This is a genomic window from Lacticaseibacillus jixiensis (genome assembly GCF_042847315.1).
Lineage (GTDB): Bacteria > Bacillota > Bacilli > Lactobacillales > Lactobacillaceae > Lacticaseibacillus > Lacticaseibacillus jixiensis.
Map to the genome: position 1 here is coordinate 64,314 of NZ_BAAFPR010000008.1, position 21,090 is coordinate 85,403.

At 51.2% G+C, this 21,090-nt stretch carries 19 protein-coding genes; 14 read left to right on the top strand and 5 right to left on the bottom strand.

The genetic code is table 11. The annotated features are described in order from the left end of the window. Positions 1-17: 17 nt before the first annotated feature. The gene (locus ACGG90_RS06920) at positions 18-1,358 is read right to left on the bottom strand and encodes a C1 family peptidase (protein WP_390407552.1); all 1,341 of its coding nucleotides are present in this window, start codon (positions 1,356-1,358) and stop codon (positions 18-20) included. Between the two features lie 70 nt (positions 1,359-1,428). Beyond that, positions 1,429-1,716: a GNAT family N-acetyltransferase gene (locus ACGG90_RS06925; protein ID WP_390407555.1), complete on the bottom strand. Its 288-nt coding sequence runs from the start codon at positions 1,714-1,716 to the stop codon at positions 1,429-1,431. A 104-nt stretch (positions 1,717-1,820) separates the two neighbouring features. Here ACGG90_RS06925 and ACGG90_RS06930 point away from each other — a divergent pair, with 104 nt between their 5' ends. The 10 genes from ACGG90_RS06930 to ACGG90_RS06975 all read left to right on the top strand — a co-directional run bounded on the left by ACGG90_RS06930 (position 1,821) and on the right by ACGG90_RS06975 (position 14,066). Continuing rightward, a complete protein-coding gene (locus tag ACGG90_RS06930) occupies positions 1,821-2,360 on the top strand; it encodes a dUTP diphosphatase (protein WP_390407558.1) in 540 nt (179 codons plus the stop codon). A gap of 627 nt (positions 2,361-2,987) precedes the next feature. Then, positions 2,988-4,364 carry a DNA repair protein RadA gene (gene radA, locus ACGG90_RS06935; protein ID WP_390407560.1) on the top strand — a complete coding sequence of 459 codons (1,377 nt, stop codon included), beginning with the start codon at positions 2,988-2,990 and terminating at the stop codon, positions 4,362-4,364. A 339-nt stretch (positions 4,365-4,703) separates the two neighbouring features. Next, complete coding sequence (locus tag ACGG90_RS06940) at positions 4,704-5,855, top strand: PIN/TRAM domain-containing protein (RefSeq protein WP_390407563.1); 1,152 nt, start codon at positions 4,704-4,706, stop codon at positions 5,853-5,855. 252 nt (positions 5,856-6,107) lie between these two features. Next, a complete protein-coding gene (locus ACGG90_RS06945; protein WP_390407566.1) occupies positions 6,108-6,338 on the top strand; it encodes a hypothetical protein in 231 nt (76 codons plus the stop codon). Positions 6,339-6,416: 78 nt separating this feature from the next. Then, the gene (locus ACGG90_RS06950; RefSeq protein ID WP_390407569.1) at positions 6,417-7,685 is read left to right on the top strand and encodes a Na+/H+ antiporter NhaC family protein; all 1,269 of its coding nucleotides are present in this window, start codon (positions 6,417-6,419) and stop codon (positions 7,683-7,685) included. A gap of 84 nt (positions 7,686-7,769) precedes the next feature. Next, a complete protein-coding gene (gltX, locus tag ACGG90_RS06955; RefSeq protein WP_390407571.1) occupies positions 7,770-9,260 on the top strand; it encodes a glutamate--tRNA ligase in 1,491 nt (496 codons plus the stop codon). A 173-nt stretch (positions 9,261-9,433) separates the two neighbouring features. Beyond that, positions 9,434-10,606 (top strand): amidohydrolase, encoded by a 1,173-nt coding sequence (locus tag ACGG90_RS06960; protein ID WP_390407574.1) that lies wholly within the window; start codon positions 9,434-9,436, stop codon positions 10,604-10,606. Between the two features lie 337 nt (positions 10,607-10,943). Then, on the top strand, positions 10,944-12,566 hold the full coding sequence (locus tag ACGG90_RS06965) for a peptide ABC transporter substrate-binding protein (protein ID WP_390407577.1): 1,623 nt from the start codon (positions 10,944-10,946) through the stop codon (positions 12,564-12,566). Between the two features lies 1 nt (position 12,567). Beyond that, a complete protein-coding gene (locus ACGG90_RS06970) occupies positions 12,568-13,296 on the top strand; it encodes a gamma-glutamyl-gamma-aminobutyrate hydrolase family protein (RefSeq protein WP_390407579.1) in 729 nt (242 codons plus the stop codon). Between the two features lie 86 nt (positions 13,297-13,382). Continuing rightward, on the top strand, positions 13,383-14,066 hold the full coding sequence (locus ACGG90_RS06975; RefSeq protein WP_390407582.1) for a L,D-transpeptidase: 684 nt from the start codon (positions 13,383-13,385) through the stop codon (positions 14,064-14,066). A gap of 67 nt (positions 14,067-14,133) precedes the next feature. Here ACGG90_RS06975 and ACGG90_RS06980 read toward each other — a convergent pair whose 3' ends face one another. Then, positions 14,134-15,123 (bottom strand): NAD(P)-dependent oxidoreductase, encoded by a 990-nt coding sequence (locus ACGG90_RS06980; protein ID WP_390407585.1) that lies wholly within the window; start codon positions 15,121-15,123, stop codon positions 14,134-14,136. A gap of 161 nt (positions 15,124-15,284) precedes the next feature. Here ACGG90_RS06980 and ACGG90_RS06985 point away from each other — a divergent pair, with 161 nt between their 5' ends. From ACGG90_RS06985 to ACGG90_RS07000, 4 genes are all read left to right on the top strand, one after another. Next, on the top strand, positions 15,285-16,439 hold the full coding sequence (locus ACGG90_RS06985) for an AI-2E family transporter (RefSeq protein ID WP_390407588.1): 1,155 nt from the start codon (positions 15,285-15,287) through the stop codon (positions 16,437-16,439). Positions 16,440-16,516: 77 nt separating this feature from the next. After that, positions 16,517-17,431: an aldo/keto reductase gene (locus tag ACGG90_RS06990; protein WP_390407591.1), complete on the top strand. Its 915-nt coding sequence runs from the start codon at positions 16,517-16,519 to the stop codon at positions 17,429-17,431. A 683-nt stretch (positions 17,432-18,114) separates the two neighbouring features. Beyond that, positions 18,115-18,468 (top strand): iron-sulfur cluster biosynthesis family protein, encoded by a 354-nt coding sequence (locus ACGG90_RS06995; RefSeq protein WP_390407594.1) that lies wholly within the window; start codon positions 18,115-18,117, stop codon positions 18,466-18,468. 75 nt (positions 18,469-18,543) lie between these two features. After that, positions 18,544-18,966, top strand: coding sequence for a GNAT family N-acetyltransferase (locus ACGG90_RS07000; RefSeq protein ID WP_390407595.1), 423 nt, complete (start codon positions 18,544-18,546; stop codon positions 18,964-18,966). A gap of 133 nt (positions 18,967-19,099) precedes the next feature. Here ACGG90_RS07000 and ACGG90_RS07005 read toward each other — a convergent pair whose 3' ends face one another. Continuing rightward, a complete protein-coding gene (locus tag ACGG90_RS07005; protein WP_390407598.1) occupies positions 19,100-20,401 on the bottom strand; it encodes a sensor histidine kinase in 1,302 nt (433 codons plus the stop codon). Continuing rightward, complete coding sequence (locus ACGG90_RS07010; protein WP_390407601.1) at positions 20,401-21,090, bottom strand: response regulator transcription factor; 690 nt, start codon at positions 21,088-21,090, stop codon at positions 20,401-20,403. Before ACGG90_RS07010 ends, ACGG90_RS07005 begins: the two co-directional genes overlap by 1 nt.

Below are 21,090 nucleotides of genomic sequence, written 5' to 3' on the forward strand. Positions count from 1 at the left end.
AAACGCTTTTTTAGTACCTAGGCTAAAGCACCCATCGGATCCCATGGGGCCAGAACTGTTGGCTTGGCGTATTCAGCTTTGATCGTGTCTTGTAAGGCTTGAGACAAGAAGTGCTTGTTGATGACGATTTGGTAGACGAATTCGTCAAACCAAGCATCGGAAGCAACAAAGTAGCCTTTCTCGCCGACCTTGTCACCCCAAGAGTTCTCGACCTTCCACTTGGTTGGCTTGCCGTCAACGATGTCTACGCCAGTTAAGACCATGGCGTGAGTCATCAACGATTCGCCATAATCCAAGCGCTCAGCTTTAGACATGGTCAAATCAACGTCGAACAAGGTGTCTTTGTCGTAGATCTTGGTGTCCAAGATCCCGATTTGGCGATCAGAACTTTGGCCGACATCAGAACCGAACCATACTGACTCGCCGGCTTCCAGCTGCTTGACTGCTAAGGCTTTGAAGTCATCGATAGACAAGTTCAAGTGCCGCACTTCGCGCCCGCCGACCACATTGCCTAACATTTCAACGGTGTACAAGTGGTTGTACGGTTTGTCAGCAGTTGGGGAGTTGATGATGGATTGATATTGATCCAAGTCCCAGCCGATGTACTTGTCGTAAAATGTCTTAGGCGTTAAGTCGCGGTCGATATGATAAGCCTTGTCACTGTCGCGATATTCAAAGTCAAAAGCCGTTGGCGGGTTGCCTAAAGTGTAAGCCAAAATGCGATACACTTCAGAAAGCATCTTGTTTTTGGCCGCTTGGATCGCGTCATCATCAGCTTTGTCTGCCACTAAGCCGCGCAAGGTCACGGCATCTTTGCGCAGTTTCAAGTTCAACACGCTGTTGAGTTCGCGAGAAGCGTTGCTGGAGAAGGTTTCAGGCATGGCAGTCTTTGGCACGATGCCATATTTGTCGATCAAGGCCGTCAACATGTCCCATTGGCCACCGTCTTGTTGCGGCGTGGTCATCAAGAAAGCGACTTTGCGAGAATCCAGTGGCTGCTCAGCTGTGGCCAAGACGTTCTCGTAGAAGTAGTTGGACTTTTCAAACTTGTCCCAGAAGAAGGTATAGTTCTGGCTGAGTTCAAAATCCTTGATCTTAAACTTGGCTTGGATACCGTGACGCATCGTGTTTAACGCCGCAAACATCCAGCAGCGGCCGGATTGTTTCTGGTTGGCCACGGCACCGGTGGACAAGTCGATGGAGAAAGTTTGGTCCATCTTGGCTTGTGATTCAATGGATTCGGCGCTTTTAAGCACGCCATTATTCATGACGGCTTTTTGGATAGCGGCAGAACCTGGGGTCTGTTGCAAGGCAGTTTGGTAATCGGCCAAGTCAGCAGCGGTGATAGCTTTAGACATGTAAACAGCTCCTTTTGGTGAGAAGAATATTAGAACATGTTCTTAGTGTAGCACAACCGATCTGCCAATGTTATGCTTCCGGCGTCGGCCGCAAGACATCTGCATATTCCGGATGTGTATCAAAAGCGTGCCGCGCGTAAGTGCACAACGGCTCAAGCAGTTTGTGTTCTTGACGGGCCAAGTCAACAACTGCTTTGATCAATTGGCCGGCGACACCTTGGCCGCGCAGCTCGTCTGAGACAAAGGTCCGATCGATCACATAGGCTTGATGATCGTCGATGTCAGTAAAAGTCACCTCAGCCAACAGCTTGCCGTCTTGTTCATAGAAGATTCGATTTGGTTCATGTTGAAATTCCATAGTCACACCTCCATGTTATTAACCTTAATTTAACCCGTCGCGAGGCGGATTACAATTGCTGGGCGTGGTAATATACTAGATAGTAATTTAATCTGGAGGATACCATGACCCAACGAGGATTCGAAATTGTTTCTAAATTTGCTGACGCCGGCTTAAAGCTGCCGGAACGTCAAACTAAGAATGCGGCCGGCTATGATTTCTTTGCGCGTGAAGACTTCGTGCTTAAAAGCATCTGGCGCTATGACTTTATCCGACTGTTTCGCCTGATCAAGAATGAACATCCCTTAACGGCAGATGATATGCAGCGGGCCAGTTCGATCTTAAAGCCTTTACTGGTACCAACTGGCATTAAAGCTTACATGCAGCCCAATGAAGTGTTGATCTTGGCTAATCGTTCATCCAACCCATTGAAGCGCGGCTTAGTGATTCCCAACGGTATTGGCGTGATCGACGCGGATTATTATAACAACCCGTCTAATGAAGGCGAGATCTTCATTCAAATGGTCAATTGTTCACCGCGCGACGTGGTGATTGCTAAAGGCGAACGCATTGGCCAAGGCATCTTCATGCCATACCTCTTGGCCGATGGTGATTTAGGCAACGCTGCACAACGCACTGCAGGCTTCGGATCTACGGGCAAATAACCCCAGAGCGAAGTGGCGTGCTTTTAGCGATGTGTGTAAGATGGCCTGAGCTAATGGCGGGTTTTGCCATAAGCTCGGGACAGCTTACACGCAATCGCGTTGCGCCACGCAGCTCGCCGAATAAACCAGAGCGAAGTGGCGCGGTTCTAGCGGTGGATATAAGGCGAGATGACAGTTGGGCGTACTTGGCCCAATTGGCGTCACGGCTTATATCACGCCGCGTTGCGCCACGCAGCTCGCCGAATAAACCAGAGCGAAGTGGCGCGGTTGTAGCGGTGGATATAAGGCGGGATGACAGTTGGGCGTACTTGGCCCAATTGGCGTCACGGCTTATATCACGCCGCGTTGCGCCACGCAGCTCGCCGAAGACCACAGCGTTTAAGGCAGGGACATAGTCAGGTCCGGACCGTTGCGCCAAAGCACCTGTCTGATTGAGCACTGATCAAGTGAGCAAGCGGTCGATGTCCAAGCTGTGAGGCGGCTTTAAATTCGGTGGGCGATGATCAGAATTCATGCCGCAAGCTGGCGTTGTTGCCATATGACTAAAGTTTTGGGCATGATGCAAATGAAATGATACGCATTGTTGCGTATACCTATGTTGAACAGTTTATTAAGGAGGCGTGTGCCATGGCGAAGTCTAAGACGCGTTATGTTTGTTCCAATTGTGGCTATACCTCTGCGAGTTACCTCGGGCGTTGTCCAAGTTGCGGCGGTTGGAACACGTTAGAAGAAGAAATTGTCGCTGCCACGCCAGCCAGCAAGTCAGCGGCGCCGCGGCACACCACTGAAGGTCATCAGGTGCGCCCACAACGGCTTGATGATGTGCAGATCCAAAAAGAAACCCGGATCGGCTCCGGTCTTGGTGAGCTCAACCGCGTGCTTGGCGGCGGCATTGTGCCAGGCAGCTTGATCTTGATCGGCGGCGACCCTGGTATCGGTAAATCGACGCTTTTGTTGCAGGTGTCTGGGACTTTGGCAGCTGAGGACAACAAAGTGTTGTATGTATCCGGGGAAGAGTCTGCCAGCCAAATCAAAATGCGTGCTGGACGCTTGGGCGTTGGCAAGTCGGGGATGTATTTGTATCCGGAAACGGACATGCCCAGCATTCAACAAGCCATCAGCGACATGCATCCAGATTACGTGGTGATCGACTCTGTGCAAACCATGAATGTGCCGGAAATGAATTCTGCGGTCGGTTCTGTCGCGCAGATCCGCGAAGTCACTGCGGAATTAATGCGCATTGCCAAAACGAACACCATTACCATTTTCATCGTCGGGCATGTCACCAAAGAAGGCGCCATTGCCGGCCCAAAGATCTTGGAGCATATGGTGGACACGGTGTTGTATTTTGAAGGCGACATGCACCACACGTATCGGATGCTGCGTTCAGTGAAGAACCGTTTCGGCTCCACCAATGAAATCGGGATCTTTGAGATGCAAGAATCAGGGCTCAGCGAAGTTGCCAATCCTAGTGAACTGTTCTTAGATGAGCGCTTGGCTGGTGCGACCGGCAGTGCGGTAGTCGTTTCGATGGAAGGCACGCGGCCGATCTTAGTCGAGATCCAAGCCTTGATGACGCCAACGCAATACGGCAATGCCAAGCGCACCAGCACCGGGATCGACCACAACAAGGTCAGCTTGATCATCGCCGTCTTGGAGAAGCGCGCCAACTTGATGTTGCAGAATCAAGATGCCTACCTTAAGGCAACAGGCGGCGTGCGCTTGGACGAACCAGCCATTGATTTGGCTGTGGCAATGGCTTTGGCCAGTTCATATCGCGATAAGGAAATCGCACCCACTGATTGTTTTGTGGGTGAAATCGGCTTGACCGGCGAGATCCGCCGCGTCAACCGCATCGAAGACCGCATCAAAGAAGCGGCTAAGCTAGGTTTTAAGCGCATTTTTGTGCCAAAGAATAACCTGCAGGGTTGGACATCTAGTGATAATATTGAAGTGATCGGTGTTACCAGCATCCCTGAAGCGCTCAGCAAGGTGTTCAATTAACCAAAGCGGAGCAGCCCGGACTTAGCGATGTGTATAATTCAGCCTGATCCAATGGCGCTGTTTGCCATTGAATCGGGATGAGTTATACGCGATCGCGTTGGGTTGCGCAGCCCGACGAAAACCAGAGCGGAGCAAAGCGCATTTAGCGATGCGTGTAGGATGGGATGACGTTTGGGCGGTTTGTGCCCAAGCGGCGTCACAGCCTACACGCGATCGCGTTGCTTTGTGCAGCTCGACGAAGAGCTAAAGCCAGCATTCAGCGCATGCACCACCGATCATGGCGCGGCGGGATGGCTGCGTTGCTACACATTTTGTACACACAGAAAGGAGGCTTGCATAATGCAAAAACGCGTGATCGCTTTGATATTCGGCATTGTCGGCATCGGAGCTGGGATCGGATTTCTGCCAGCGTTATGGGAGTTATTCAACTTTCAATCAGGCACCTGGCTTAACAACCTGCTTGTCAATGCGCTGCTAGGGTTGGCGATCTTCTTGATCCTCGCGGAGTTATCTGCCAATTTCATCACGAACAAGTTAAAGCAAGTCGAAGTTTATTTAGGAAAACAGTCACCAAGTTACCTGTTATTTGGGAGCTTAGGGACGATTATTGGGTTAGTTCTAGCCGCCATTATTTCAATTGCATTCAATAATATTCCCCAACCCTTTAATTCCCTGATTCCTATCGTCTTGATGATCATTCTTGGTTACTTGGGTTTTCGCGTCGGGACAACACGGCGCGACGAATGGCGCAAGCTGTTCAACGTACGAACCAAACCCAAAGACGTGCCAGAGTCTGGCGACATCTTGGAACGACGCGCCGGCGACAACTTCCACAAGTATAAGTTGTTAGACACGAGTGTGATCATTGATGGCCGAGTTGAAGCCATTGCCAAAACGGGGTTTTTGGAAGGGACATTGTTGGTGCCGACTTTTGTCGTGCACGAGCTGCAATTGATCTCAGATTCCGCCGATAGTTTAAAGCGCGGCCGCGGCCGCCGCGGGTTGGACATCCTCAATCGGATGAAAGAAGATCCTGATTTGCATGTTGAAATGTATGATGGGGACTTCGACGATATGACCGAAGTGGATTCCAAGTTGTTGAAGCTGGCCAAGCTGTTGGATGGGATCGTGATGACTAACGATTATAACCTCAACAAAGTGGCGCAGTTTCAGAATGTCCCGGTGTTGAATATCAACGCGTTAGCCAATGCTTTGAAGCCTGAAGTCTTGCCAGGTGAAGGCATGACTGTCAATGTGATCAAAGCCGGGACTGAACGGCAACAAGGGGTCGCTTATTTGGAAGACGGCACGATGGTCGTCGTTGAAGATGGTCAGTTCTACATGAATCAGCCATTGGCGATCATTGTCACCAGCGCGATCCAGACTGCCGCTGGGCGAATGATCTTCGCTAAGCCTGCGCACTCGCAGAAGTCCTTGCGGGAAACTACTGAGAAGAAACAACCAGCTAAACCAAGTTCCAAACGGCATTAACGCCTCATCTGAGACTGAGACATAAAGTGGTTGCGCCAACCACACAAGCTGCTCTGCACCACGATTCGCACTATGAATCGCGGTGCAGAGCAGTTTGCGTTATGGCGTTGCAAAATGTCTCGCGACTGCGTGATTGATGGCTTGGCCACTTTTGGCGCGCGTCACGCATTCAGCCTTAAGGCGGTGGCAAGCGGCCTGATTAAGCGTTATCATGTCAGGTATAGACTTTTATTAAGGTGGCGGTGACATGTTATGGGTTGTGTTGATAGTGGTTTTGGCGATCGTCTTGATCCGGTTTCGGCAGTGGTTTCAGACCCCAGCGGGGCGCTTAGTGCTCGATTTATGCGGACTGCGATCGTGATTGGGTTATATTTGATGCATGGCGTCAAAGGATCGATCATGTACATTGAGATCTTGATCGGGTTAGCGGCGATTTATGATGCGATCTTGCAGATCAAGGCGTTAAATCAGCCAAAGAAATAGGCCTCGCGGTGACGCGCGGCTTTTTCTTTGGCCTAAAAAGCGGTACAATAACGCCAATTTTAGTGTTGGGGTGGGCGCATGCTGTATTGTGTTGGGATCATGTTTGTGGCGTTATTGGCCTGTGTGGTGACAGGCACACCGATTTATTGGGGCTTGGCGTTGGGCTGGGGTGTGTTTGCGTGGTATGCGCATGGCAGTTTGGGTTGGCGCAAAGTCTTTTCAGCCAGCGCAGCGGGCTTGCACACGGCATGGGTCGTGATCAAAACGTTGACTTTGATTGGCGTCTTGATCGGTGTGTGGATGGCCAGTGGGACGATTGCAACAATTGTTTCGCTGGTGTTTGCTTTTGTGACCCCACAAACGTTTGTGGTGATGGCTTTTGTCAGCTGTGCAGCGGTATCGTTGATCATTGGCACCAGTTTTGGCACGCTGTCAGTAGTTGGCGTACCGTTGATGATCGTTGCGCGCAGCGGCCATATTAATGCAGACTTGGTTGCTGGGGCGATCATTGCAGGGATCTATGTGGGTGATCGGTGCAGTCCGTTGTCAAGTTCTGCGAATCTGGTCGCCGCCGTCACGCACACTAATTTGTATCACAATGTGTCCAATATGTGGCATTCTGGGTGGGTGCCGCTTGGGTTAAGTGTTGCCGGTTTTGCGTGGTTGGGTTGGCGATATCCATTGGCTAAGTTGGATATGCAGGTGTTAAGCGGTCTCCAACATCAATTTACGATTGCCTGGTGGCAATTGATCCCAGCTGCAATCGTAATCGTCATGGCGTTAATGCGGCTGCCGATCAGCCGCGCGATCGTCGTTAGCAGTTTGGTTGCGTTAGGGTTGGGTTATTTTGGCCAGCACACCAATTGGGCCGTTATGCTTGAAGCAGGCCTCGTCGGTTTCCACCCGGCACATGGTGTTGTCAGTGGCGGAGGCATTGCGTCAATGTTAACGGCAATCATTGTGGTGGCAATTTCTTGTGCGTTGGCGGGGGTGTTGAATGCCACCAGCGGCTTGCAACAGCTGCAACAGCGCTTGGTAGTGAATCAAACCACGCCGCGTCGGCGCTTTGCGCGGCAGCTGTTGGTCAGCGTTTTGGCAGCGGGTTTCGGCTGCAACCAAAGTGTGGCAGTGATCTTAAGTCACACGTTGATGAAAGCCAATTATCAAGATCGCAGCCAGCTGGCCCAAGACATTGAAAATACCGGGATCGTGGTGGCGCCATTGGTGCCTTGGAACATCGCGGTGTTTGTGCCAACAACAGTACTTGCCGTAAGTTTCGCCGGTTACATTCCTTATGCCTTGTTCTTATGGCTGCTGCCGCTGTGGGCATGGTGGCGCGCACATTAGGGATTTTGCTGAAACACCCAAAGGCTGGTGCATTTATGGTACACTATCATTGCATTGTTTAAATCAAAATGGAGGCGTAATGCATTGGCAGATCGACCAATTCGGGTGCGCTATGCACCAAGTCCTACCGGCCATTTACACATTGGGAATGCCCGGACGGCACTGTTTAACTATCTTTTCGCACGCCACTACAACGGCACGATGGTCTTGCGTATTGAAGACACAGACCAGAAGCGTAATATCGCCGACGGTGAAAAGAGCCAAATCGAGAACTTGCACTGGTTAGGGATCGACTGGGATGAAGGTCCAGACAAAGGCGGCGACTTCGGGCCGTACCGGCAGTCTGAACGCAAAGACATCTACATGAAATACATCAACCAGTTGCTTGAAGAAGGTAAGGCTTATGAGTCTTACAAAACCGAAGAGGAACTGCAAGCCGATCGTGAAGCCCAACAAGCTAACCACGAAATGCCGCATTACGTGTATGAATACGAAGGCTTAAGCGAAGAACAGAAACAAGCCAAGATCGCCGAAGCCAAAGCCAAGGGCCTTGAACCTGTTATTCGCTTCCACATTCCGGAAGACAAGACTTACGAATGGCAAGATATTGTCAAAGGCGACATTTCCATCGATGGTTCAACTATTGGCGGGGATTTCGTGATCATGAAGCGCGACGGCATGCCGACTTATAACTTTGCCGTGGTCATTGACGATCATTTGATGCAAATCACCCATGTCTTGCGCGGGGATGATCATATTGCCAACACCCCTAAGCAAATGGCGATTTATGAAGCACTTGGTTGGGAAACGCCAGTATTTGGCCATATGACCTTGATCATCAACGGTGCCACTGGTAAGAAGTTGTCCAAACGTGATGAGAACGTCTTACAGTTCATTGAACAGTATCGTGAATTGGGCTATTTGCCAAACGCCATGTTCAACTTCATCACGCTGTTGGGCTGGTCGCCTAAAGGGGAAGATGAAATCTTCACCAAGAAGGAATTCATCAAGCTTTTTGACGAACATCGCTTAAGCAAGTCACCTGCGCGCTTTGACCAGAAGAAACTCGAATGGGTCAACAACAAGTACATCAAAGAAACTCAGCCATCTGAACTGACGGCTTTGGCTTTGGAGAACTTGATCGAAGCTGGGCGCTTTGCCAAAGATCCAGACGCTGGCACCATCGAATGGGCCCGCCAGATGATCTCGTTGTACATTCCGCAAATGAGCTACACGCAACAAGTCGTTGACTTATCCAGCATCTTCTTTGAAGACCGCACGGAATTGACTGAAGACGAAATGAAGGAACTGGCTGACGACAACGCCTTGCCTGTGATCAAACTGTTGAAAGAACGCTTAGAGAAGCTTGATCTCTTCACGGCTTACTTCATCAACCAAGAAGTTTACCAGATTCGTTTGGCTACCGGCGTTAAAGGCCGCAAGCTGTTCATGCCGGTGCGCATCGCTGCCACTTTCCACATGCACGGCCCGCAACTGGCTGAAACCATGGAGCTGATGGGCCGCGATAAGGTCATGAAAAACATCGACCGCGTCTTGGCGCTGATCGAGAAATAATGTCCCTAATGTGATGAGCTCATCATGTTAGCGCCTTTGCTTGACGACAATGATCGTCAGGCGAAGGCGCTTTTTGGTTTGCGCCGTACGCTGTCAAAATACAAATAATCCTCACGCTATTGCCATAATTGCGGTACAATCGAAATCATATTCCTAATCTTGGAGGCTTTCGCATGACGATCGATGAGCATATTCCTGCATTACTCAAAACCTGGCAACCAGAATTTGTGGCGTTGCGCCATCAGTTGCACCAGCATCCGGAATTAGGGCTCAACACCCCGCACACTGCGGCGTTAGTAGCAAACAAACTGCGCGAGTATGGCTACACGGTCACTGAACACGTCGGCGGCGGGGTGGTGGGCACGCTGCGTCAAGGCTCAAGTTCGCAGGCGATTGGCTTGCGCGCAGACATGGATTGCTTGCCGATCCAAGAAGCAACTGGTGTTGCGTATCACAGTTTGGTGCCTGGGTTGATGCATGCGTGCGGCCATGACGGTCATATGGCAACGATGTTGGCGGCGGCGCGCTACATCGCCCAAACGCGCAATTTTAACGGGACGCTGCACATTATTTTCCAGCCTGGTGAAGAAGGGGTGCATGGCGCGTCGCACATGCTGCAAGCCGGTTTGTTTGAACGGTTTCCTTGCAAGATGATTTTTGGCTATCACAATTGGCCGCATTTGAAAGATCACACGATTTATGTGCGTGATGGCGCTGTGATGGCCGGGTCTGATCGCATGCGCATCACGATCAAAGGCCATGGCGGGCATGCGTCAGCGCCTGAGCACACTGTCGATCCGCTAGTGGTTGGTGCCGCTTTAATCACCAGCTTGCAGTCGGTAGTCGCGCGCAACACCGCACCGCTGGATGCGGCAGTTGTCACCGTTGGCAGCTTCATTGCCGGTGAAGCAGAAGTGTACAACGTCATCCCTAACACCGCAGCGCTGTACTTAAGCATTCGCACCTTAGATCCGCAAGTGCGCAAGCAGGTGTTGGCGCATATCGATCAAATCGCCGCCGGTATTGGTGCGGCGTATGGTGCAACAATCAGCTGTGAACATTTCCAGATCTCCCCGGCGGTGATCAACGCTGCCAAACCGTCGGCCATCGCCCAACAAGTGGCGACGCAGTTGTTTGGTGCCGACAAGGTGGCGACGACCTTTGATCCGGTCATGGCCAGTGAAGACTTTGCCTACATGCAAGAAGCTGTACCAGGCTGTTATGCGCTGATGAGCGGCGGGGCAGACAAGCCTTACGTGCACACGGCACAGTATGACTTTGATGATCACTTGATCGCCCAGATGGCGACGTATTTTGCCGGCGTCGTGCACGCTGCGATGCCATAAAACTATTAGAAAATGATTGACAAACGATGGCGATAAGATTAAAGTAAATCCTAATCAATGACAGAGAAAAGATAAGTAACCGCGAATGGGACGCCTAGAGAGTCAGCAACTTGGTGTAAGCTGATCGCTTGTTTTCGGTGAAAATGGTCTTGGAGTCAAGCAGACGCAAGGAAACAAGCGGCTGCGGTTGCGCCCGATATCGCGCTAACACTTCCTGAAGGGAGTGAAGCGGCAGTTGATCTGCCGAAAATCGGGTGGTACCACGCCACGACGTCCCGAGTGAACATGTTTGTTCACTCGGGATTTTTTTTCGTCACCGACATGAGGGGGAAACATTATGAGCAGAATCACTAAGGTACTAACATTTGCCGGCGTGGCTTTAAGCCTCGCTGCGATCACGGCTGCTTGCGGCACCAAGCAGGCCAAAAGCACCCAGAAAGTCTTCAAAACCACCGTTAACGCCAATCCTGACACGCTTGATCCGGCGCAATACACCTTATCTGTGTCGAGTGAAGTGATCAACGCCGAACAAGAAGGCTTGTACACACGCGATCAACACAATAAGGTGATCGCCGGTGTGGCCAAGTCCTACACCACTAACGCTGCCAAAACAGTTTACACTTTCACCTTGAAGCACACCAAATGGGCCAATGGCAAACCAGTCACTGCTGCTGACTTCGCTTATGGCTTCCAGCGCTTGGCTGACCCTAAGACCAAAGCCGGCCAAGCGGCGCGGATCGATTTTCTCAAGAACGGCCAAGCCGTGCGCAGCGGTCAAAAGCCGGTATCAAGCCTCGGCGTGAAGGCGTTAGGCAAATACAAATTGCAGTTGACCTTGTCTGAACCGCTGACTTACCTGAAGGATCTGTTGACTGGCACCCCATATTTTCCGGTTAACAAGGCTTTTGCCACTAAAGCCGGCAGCAAGTTCGGCACCAGCTCCAAGTACACCTTGGCTAATGGACCGTTTAAAGTCACCGGCTTTAGCTTGAAGAACGACAACTGGAATTACGTGAAGAACCCTGAATATTGGGACAAGCAGCATGTTAAACTGGATAAGGTTTCAGTGCGCGTGGTGAAAGATACCGCCACTGGGGCAAACTTATTTGCCACTGGCAAAGTTGACTACACCGCATTAACCTCAGCTAACTTGTCGCGCTTCAGCGGCAAGCAAACGCTGCATCAAATCACCACACCGACCATCGGCTACTTAAGCATGAACTTCAACCATACCGCCACTGGCAATGTCCACTTGCGCCGGGCCTTGGCGGAAAGTTATGATAAAACCAAGTTTGCCAAGAACGTACTCAAAGACGGCTCTGTTGCTTTGAATGGTTTGGTGCCGAAGAATCTGTCAGACAACCCAGCTACTGGCAAAGATTACCGCAAAGATACCGGCGCCTTATCGACTTTTGACCCGACTGATGCCAAAGCTGAATGGGCTAAGGCGCAACAAGCATTGGGCAAGAAGACTTTGACGTTGACCTTATTGACTGCTGACACGCAAGATGCCAAGAACGCCGGCGAATTCTTGCAAGGCCAAATCGAATCGCATCTGCCAGGGCTGCATATCACCTTGAAGTCGATTCCAGTTGCGCAACGCATCGCCTTGGAGCGTTCCGGCGATTATGATATCGCCTTTGGGACTTGGGCGCCTGACTTCGATGATCCGATCAACTTCTTGGATATTTACCAATCTACTGGGGAGCTGAACTTCTCCAAGTACAACAGCAAGCAATACGATGCTGAGCTGGCTGAGATCCATGGCAAGCTGGCGACGAACGCCGACGCGCGCTACAAGGCTTTGCAGCAAGCCGAAACCCGCTTGATCAAAACCGATGTCGCCATTGCGCCAGTGTATCAAGTCGGCTTAAGCTATGTGCAAAACACCAAGACGTCAGGTCTTGCAATCGTGCCATTTGGTTCCACTGTTAATTACAAATATATCGAGGTCAAATAACATGAGCAAACCACTGATCGCACTGGTGGCCAATCAATATGAATTTGCCGAGCGCGTTTTCCACAATCATCCTGCCACTTATGTCCCACAGTTCTACTTAGACGCCGTGTATGCCGCAGGCGGCACGCCGGTGGTGCTGCCGCTGGTGGATCGCGCCGCAGTACCGGCGTATGTGGCCCAGTTTGATGGTTTCTTGTTAACCGGCGGCCAAGGCGCTTCACCATTTCTTTATGGCGAAGAACCTCAAGCCAAAATGGGCATGACGAACTTGAAGCGCGACTACTTTGAATTGGACTTGGTGCACGCCGTGGCAGCTAGCGACAAGCCATTGCTTGGGATCTGTCGCGGCATGCAAATGCTTAATGTCGGCTTAGGCGGCACCTTGTGGCAAGACTTAGCGTATCGCAAACAGCCGGTGATCAAGCACATGCAATCACCTACTGCTGACACGCAACCCAGCCATTATGTTGACTTAACGCCAAATACCTATTTGGCCCAAGCTTTAGGCGCCACGCATTTGGTCAATTCCTTGCATACCCAAGCGCTTAAGCAAGTGGCTCAACCGCTTGAAGTGATCGCCCAAGCCCATGATGAGGTCATTGAAGCCGTGCAGTCAAAAGATGCGCCACACCGCTTGTTCGGGGTGCAGTGGCATCCGGAGATGCTGTACACTGAAGATCAAGCGCAGTTGAACATTTTCAAGCACTTAGTTGATTTAGCAAGTAAATAACCATTGCCAAAACGACCACCGCGGATGAATGCGGTGGTCGTTTTGTGATGGATGTGCTAATATCAACAAAAAGGGGGTGGAGACGTTTGCGTTGGTTATTGTTGAAGATGAAATGGCCGGTGTTCAAACTGTTTGTGCCGTTGGCGTTGGCTTTGATCGTGGCATTGTTGGCCTTGCGCGGGGTGTTGGTGACGCACACCAGCCAAGTGCAAGCCCAACGCGTGTCAAGCGTTGCCGCTTCCGCCAGCCACAAGGCCAAACAAGCCGCTGCCGCCAGCAGCCGCAAATCAGCGGCGGCCAAGGCCAGTGCAGCCAAGGCCAGTGCGGCAGAACCAATCGATTGGCGTGCACCTTCGCAGGATAAACCTTATCCTGACGTCACCCAGCACCCGAAGCTGACGTTTGATGTGGATCTGGCCAAACAGCGCGTTTACCTTAAGGATCAAGGCAAGCTGTTGTACACGATGTATGCATCAAGCGGCATGGACGATACGACACCGCGTGGGCATTACCAGATCCAAGTCGAACGAGGGACGCATTTTTTCAATGGCCATGAGATGATGGGGGCCAATTATTATACTTCTTGGCTGAACCATGGTGAATACTTATTTCATTCGGTGCCGACTGATGCACGCGGCAATTATCTGCCCAAAGAAGCCGCCAACTTGGGCAAGCGGCCAAGTTCGCATGGCTGCGTGCGCTTGACGATTCCTGATGCCAAATGGATCTTCGAACACGCGAAAGTCGGTATGGCAGTTAACGTTTATTGATGACAGCATCAACAAATCGGTCGCTTAAGCTGCAGTGCTGCAGCTTAAGCGACCGATTTTGCCAGGTTTAGGTCAATTCGGCATCGACTGCCGCGCCGTTGATGAAACCCAACAAGTTATCCAGCGCTTGCCAAACCATGTTTTTGACAGCGGTATCGGTGTAATAGGCGATATGGGGTGACAACATAACATTCGGCATCGCCAGCAGCTCGTCCCATAGCGGATCGTGAAATTCATCGCCTGCAGCCAATTGCAACAAATCGGCTTCTTCATGTTCGAAGGTGTCGATCGCCACGCCACCCAGGCGTCCGGAGCGCAGGTGGTGCAGCAAAGCCGCGGTATCGATCAAATTCGGGCGGGCGGTATTGATGATCAAGGCCCCAGGTTTCATGCGCGCCATGGCTGCGTCGTTAAGCAGTCCGGTGTTAGCCGGATCACCGGGGATGTGCAGCGTCACGATGTCGCTTGCTTCAAGCAGACGCTCAAAGCTTACCGGCGTGAAGGTGAGGCTCAAATCATGCGGCAGGTGTTGATCGGAGATCAGCACCTGTGCGCCGAACCCATTGAGGATGCGGATCACCGCTTGCCCGATGCGGCCGGTGCCGATCACCCCGACTGTCAAGTCGCCAAGTTCGCGGCCGATGAAGGTCTTGGCCAGCGGGTAGTCGTGATCATGCAGCGCAGTTTGCACCGCGCCGGCTTGACGCAGAAGATACAACATGCTCATCACGGCGAACTCGGCAATGGCCCGCGGTGAATATGCCGGAACCGAGCTGACACGGATGTGGTGCTTGCTGGCAGCAGCTAGCGCGACATTCTCATAGCCGGCGTTGCGCAGTGCCAAATAAGGAATATGACGCTTGGCCATTTCAGCAAAAAGCGCCGGTTCGTACGCAATCGTTTGAAAGCAGGTGAGACCTTTGACACCTTGGGCCAAGGCAATGGTGGCTGGCGTCAAATAATCGGCATGCAAGGCGACGTGGTGACCAGTTTTGGCCATCCATTGTTGGAAATATGGCACTTCGTCACCGCGCACCCCGTAAGCTGCGAGTTGCATGAAGCAGCCCTCCTTTGAACGTGTCTTAGAACCTTAAGTTTATCACGAAGCAGGCCGAATTGACAAAAGCCCAGCAGGCCTTAAGATACACCTCAAGCCGCATTCATCCGTGCTGCGATCCGCGTATAATAAAGCATAATCGTGAATTTAGGAGGCCGGGTATGAAGCGGAATTTCCATACTGATCATAGTAAAGCCTTGCAAGGCGCAACACTATTGTTGATCCTGGCGACATTGGTTTGGGTATGTACCAAGATCTCGTTTCTATTCACACCGTTGACTACGTTCTTGTCGACGATCATGGGGCCATTTCTGATTGCTGGGTTCTTATATTACTTACTGCAGCCCATCGTGAAGCTGTTGCATTTGTTAAAGATCACCGGTCGCAAAGCATCGGTGTTGGCCTTTGTGTTGTTGTTGGTCATCTTGATCGGCGGCTTGGCGTATTTGATCCCGCATGCAGTGACGCAGATCTCCAGTTTGGTGCAGAACTTGCCGCAAAATATCAAACACTGGGAAAGTGTGCTGCGTGATTTTGCCGGCAGCGATTTGGCCAAGCAGCTGCATATCAATGAAATTATCGGCGCTATCCAAATCGATCAAAACACCGTTTTAAAGGCTGTTTCAACAAAAATCGGCACCGGCGTCAATGGCGTTAGTGCAATCGTTGGGCATATCGGCAATACCTTGGTGAATGTCTTCATGGCGCCATTGGTGCTGTTTTACTTCATGAAAGACGGCAACAAGCTGTCCGGCAATATTCAGCGCTTCTTGCCAGCGCAATGGCGCGGGTTTGCGGCGCGCTTATTGCACCGAATGAATGAGACGATGGAAAGTTATTTCACCGGGCAGTTCACCGATATGCTGTTTGTTGGGATCTTGAGTTGTATCGGCTACGCGCTCACTGGCACCCCATATGCGTTGATCATCGGCATTGCGGCTGGGATCATGAACATGGTGCCTTATATCGGGCCGTGGCTAGGCGCGATTCCGGCAGTGGCAGTGGCGGCGACTGTTTCTTGGAAGCAGATGCTGTTGGCGGTGATCGTCGCCGTCGTGGTACAACAAATCGACAACAATTTGATTTATCCTAATGTCATTGGCAAGTCACTGGAGATCCATCCCTTGACTGTGCTAGTGTTATTGCTGACAGCAGGCAACATGTTTGGGTTGCTCGGCGTGATTTTGGGCATTCCCGTGTACGCGGTGGTTAAGGTGATCTTGGCCAGCTTAGTGGAAGAACCGAGGATCCCATTCTTCAATTGGATGAATGCCCCACAAGCACAAGCTGATGATGAAACGCTGCCGCATGAATGAACGGTCAGGGACCGCACCCGGCCTTATTGGGGCTGGTGAATTTGACCGGATAATGAGGCATGATCAGGAAAAGAGGTATGAATATGGTACGAATTGGCCATAGTGATGTAGTGGTTGATCAATTAGGTTTAGGTACCAATAAAGTCGGCGGCCATAATATCTTTAGTGGTTTGCAAGATGCAGATGGCACAGCGGTGATCAAACAGGCATTGGCTAGCCAGATCACCTTCTTGGATACCGCTTTTATGTATGGCATGGGCCGCTCGGAAGAATTGATTGGTGAAGCGATTCATGGCTTTGACCGGCATCAGCTGGTGCTGGCAACTAAGGGCGCTCAGCATCCAGATGATCCCAGCATCACCGACAATCGCCCGGCATTCTTGCGGCAGGCGGTTGAAGACGCGTTGATGCGGCTGCACACGGATTATTTGGATATTTTCTATATTCACTTTCCCGATGACGACACACCTAAATATGAAGCAGTCGGCGAGTTGTCGCGCTTGCGCGAAGAAGGCAAGCTGCGTGCGATCGGCGTGTCCAACTTCAGCCTGGCCCAAATCAAAGAGGCCAATGAAGACGGCTTGGTGGATGTGGTCGAAGACAATTATAATTTGGTGCACCGCGATGCTGAACAAACCTTGTTTCCGTATTTGAAGCAAGCTGGCATCAGCTTTGTGCCATATTTCCCGCTGGCAACTGGCTTGTTGACTGGCAAGTATTCGGCCCAAGATGCCGCCAAATTCTCACGTTATTCCGCTGACGAATTCGCGCACATCCTCGCCGGCGTCGAGCAAGTGCGCACCATTGCTCAGGCTCACCACGCCACTGTTGCCCAAACCGTGTTGGCGTGGTACATGGCTAATCCGGCAATTGCGGCGGTGATCCCTGGTGCCCGCAAGCCAGAACAAGTCGTGCAAAATGCTGGTGCTCGCGACGTGCAGTTAAGCGAAGAAGCGTATCGGCAAATTGAAGCGGCATTTAATCGTGCCTAACGTGATGGCAGCCAGATCCGAGTTTCGGGTCTGGCTGCTATTTATTTTGGGTTAGGTGATCGTTAAGCAGTGAAATCGATGTGTTGTGTGGCGCAACGCGGTGCGATATAAGTCGTGACGCCGCCAAGGCAAAGTACACCTTTGCGTCATCCCGCCTTATATCCACCGCTAAGTGCGCGCCACTCCGCCTAGTATTCGTCGAGCTGCGTGGCGCAACGCGGCGTGATATAAGCCGTGACGCCGCCAAGGCAAAGTACACCTTTGCGTCATCCCGTCTTATATCCACCGCTAAGTGCGCGCCACTCCGCTTTGGGTATAAAAAATTGACCGTCAGTGGGTGGCTGACGGCCAAAAGAGTAAGGATTGAGCCGAAGGAGTTGCCCTCCGGCTGACTTTTTCCGTGTTCAACGCCTTATGATGCAAGGACAAGCCGCATGGGTGGTGCGTTTGTACACTTGCGACGTTAGACACATTACTTGGAGGAGTAAAATGAAAAAGTTGGGTATGGGTATGGAATTGAGTGGGTGACTCATTTCCATAACGATTAATATAATCCGAGAATGTGAAGAAATTGTGACGATTGCTCAGTTTCGCAAAAAAAATCCTGTGCACGAAAAAATTGCGTAATCGCGGCAACGCGCGTACGCTTATCACGTAAGGTTATTAACTATGGAGGCGATATTATGGAGATCAAATTCGATGATGCCGCGATGGCAAAGCTTTCGCCGCATCTGGCAGCGGACAAGCGCATGTTGTTAACGTTTGAAGACGGCGTTGGGCATTACTCGCAGCATGCGATGATCCACATGCAGGTCCAATTCACCATCAATATTATCCCAAGCAATGAAGCTGCGCCGGATTATGACGTGGAGATTCCCAGCAACCTTGGCCCGGTGGCAATCAAAGGTTATTCCCAAGAAGACTTGGATCCGCATATGGTCGTGAAGTTCGATGATCATATGGACATTTTCACCTTAAGCGGCGATGGCGGGATGATCGATGATCACCTCGGATTCATCGACTTTACCGAATCCTAATGGTTATCACCTGAAACTCTTATAGTAGATGGGGTACAATCATCAACGATAAAATGATGATTGTGAGGCAACATTGTGCAATACCGGTTTGAATCAGGCTTGTCGATCCATGAGATCAAGAAACTTTACGGGTCAGTGGGCTGGGCCCACTACCTTAACGACATTGGCGAAACCGCGCGCGGCATCGCCAACTCAACTTTGCTGTGTGCGCGCACAGACGATGGCGCCTTAGTTGGCATCATCCGCGGCGTCAGCGACATGCACACGGTGTTATTCATTCAAGATTTGATCGTGTTGCCTGAATACCAACACCAAGGCATTGGTCGTGAATTGTTGACAGAATTCGACGATTACTTCAAGCAAGTCGCCCGGATCGTGGTGGTATCTGATGATCCAAGTATGCAGACTTTCTTCGAGCAAGCCGATTATGTGCCGGAAGCCGACACGGCGATCAACACATACATTCGCCCACGCCGGCTGTTGGAACCAAGATATTAAATCCCAAAAGCAAAAGACCTTCCGCGGAAGGTCTTTTGCTTTTGGGCAAGTGAGGCTTGGATGCATCAGCAGCGAAGCTTAACTGATTTGCGCCAGATCCCAGAAAACCCCGTTTTGCATTGAATTTCTAAGCTTATTGCGGGATCTTTGGTACCTTAGGCAGTTTTGCCGTAAATATTGCGCCATGTGGTTGGACATCTTGGACGGTGAGCTTGCCGCGGTGGGCGGAAACGATCCATTGGCCAATCGACAGGCCTAGCCCGCTGCCGCCGGTTTGGCGATTGCGGCTGGGATCAGAGCGGTAGAAACGCTCGAAGATGTGGACTTTGTCTTGTGGCGCGATCGTTGGCCCGGAATTGCCGATGCTCAGCTGCCAGTCATTGGCGCCGGTGCTGACTTGCACCCAGACTTTGTCGCCGGCTTGCGTATACTTAAACGCGTTGTCCAATAACAAAACAGCCAACTGGTGGATGCGTTCGGCATCAAACAAGGCGTTGCCGTGTTCTGGCAAGGCGACGGTGAAGGTTTTGGCTTGGCTTTGCGCAATGTCTGCATAAGGCCGCAGAAGTTTGGTGAAATAGTCATGCAATTCATGAGGCTCGATCAGCAGTTGTTGGGTGTTGGAGTCGGCTTTAGCCATCGTTAACAAATCGCCAGTCAACTGGCGCAGCCTTTTGGTTTCAGACAAGGTCGTGGCGATGGCTTCGGTTTGGTCGATGATTTTGGCATTAGGCTTGGTGAGCATCGCTTCTTGTTGAGACTGGATCACAGCCAATGGCGCGCGCAGTTCATGGGCGGCGTCGGCGACGAAAGCTTGCTGATGCTGCCAAGCCACCACAATCGGTTTCAATGAACGGTTGGTCAGCCAATAAGCAAGGGCCAACGCCAACAGCCAGAAAATGACCATCGTGATCACCAAGGCTTGCCGGAAGCTTTGCAGCGCAAAGATTTGCGGATCGATGTTTTGTACGATCATCACATACCGCCCGGCATAGGTTGAATTCGTATTGGCAGCTTTGACTTTGAACAACAAGGTGCGGAAGGTGCCGCTAGTGGTGGTCAAGGTGCGTTTCTGGTTGAGGTGCTTCTTGTTGAGCTTCATGTATTGCAAGTAGCTGTATGCGTCCATCCCGATTTGCGCTTGGTTGGTGATTTGGCCTTGCTTGTTGTACACCAACAAAGTCGTGCGAAACGGGCTGGGCCCTTTGGCATTAGGCTTGCCGCTGCGCAAAGGGTTGCCTGAAATGCCCAAGTTGGCGTTGTTTAAGGTCTTGTGTTTTTGTTGGATCAAAGTCGAGTCGACGTCGCGATACACCGAGCGTTCATACATGACAAACACGATCAACCCTAAGGCGATAAACAAGCCGGCAAACGCCAAGACTTGGCTGACAAAAAGCTTGCGTCTTTGGTGTTCAATAGCTGGATCTGTTTTCATCAAGCATCCTCACTTTGCAGAATATAGCCGACGCTGCGAATGGTGCGGATCATCGAAGCCGCCGGCGTGTCACGAAGCTTTTTTCTGAGGTTTGACATGTAGACTTCAACTACGGAAATTGCCGTGTCGGAATCAAAGCCCCATAGCCGATCAAAGATTTGATCTTTGGTAATGATTGTGTCTACATTTTGTAATAAGTACACCAGCAAGTCATATTCTTTGCCGTTCAAGGTGATGCTTTGATCGCCCACTGATGCGGTGTGGTTGGCCAAGTCTGCCGCCAAGATCCCACAGCGCAATACATGATCGGCACTTAATTTGCCGCTGCGGCGCAACAAGGCTTTCAAGCGCATCACCAGTTCTTCGCGGTGGAACGGTTTGGTCAAGTAATCGTCGCCGCCTAAGGTAAACCCGCGCAGTTTGTCTGCTAAGGCGTCTTTGGCGGTGAGGATCAACACGGGTGTATCGATGGTGTGCTGGCGCAAGTGCTTGAGCAAGTCAAAGCCATTGACTTCTGGCAACATGATATCCAATACAATGGCGTCATAAATGCCTTGTTCGGCCAAATAAGCGCCATCAGCGCCGGTCAAGGCCGCTACTGGTTCGGCGAAGTCTTGGACAAACGCGCAGATACTTTGATTTAAATTGGGGTCGTCTTCAACGACGAGCAGTTTAGGTTTAACGAACAT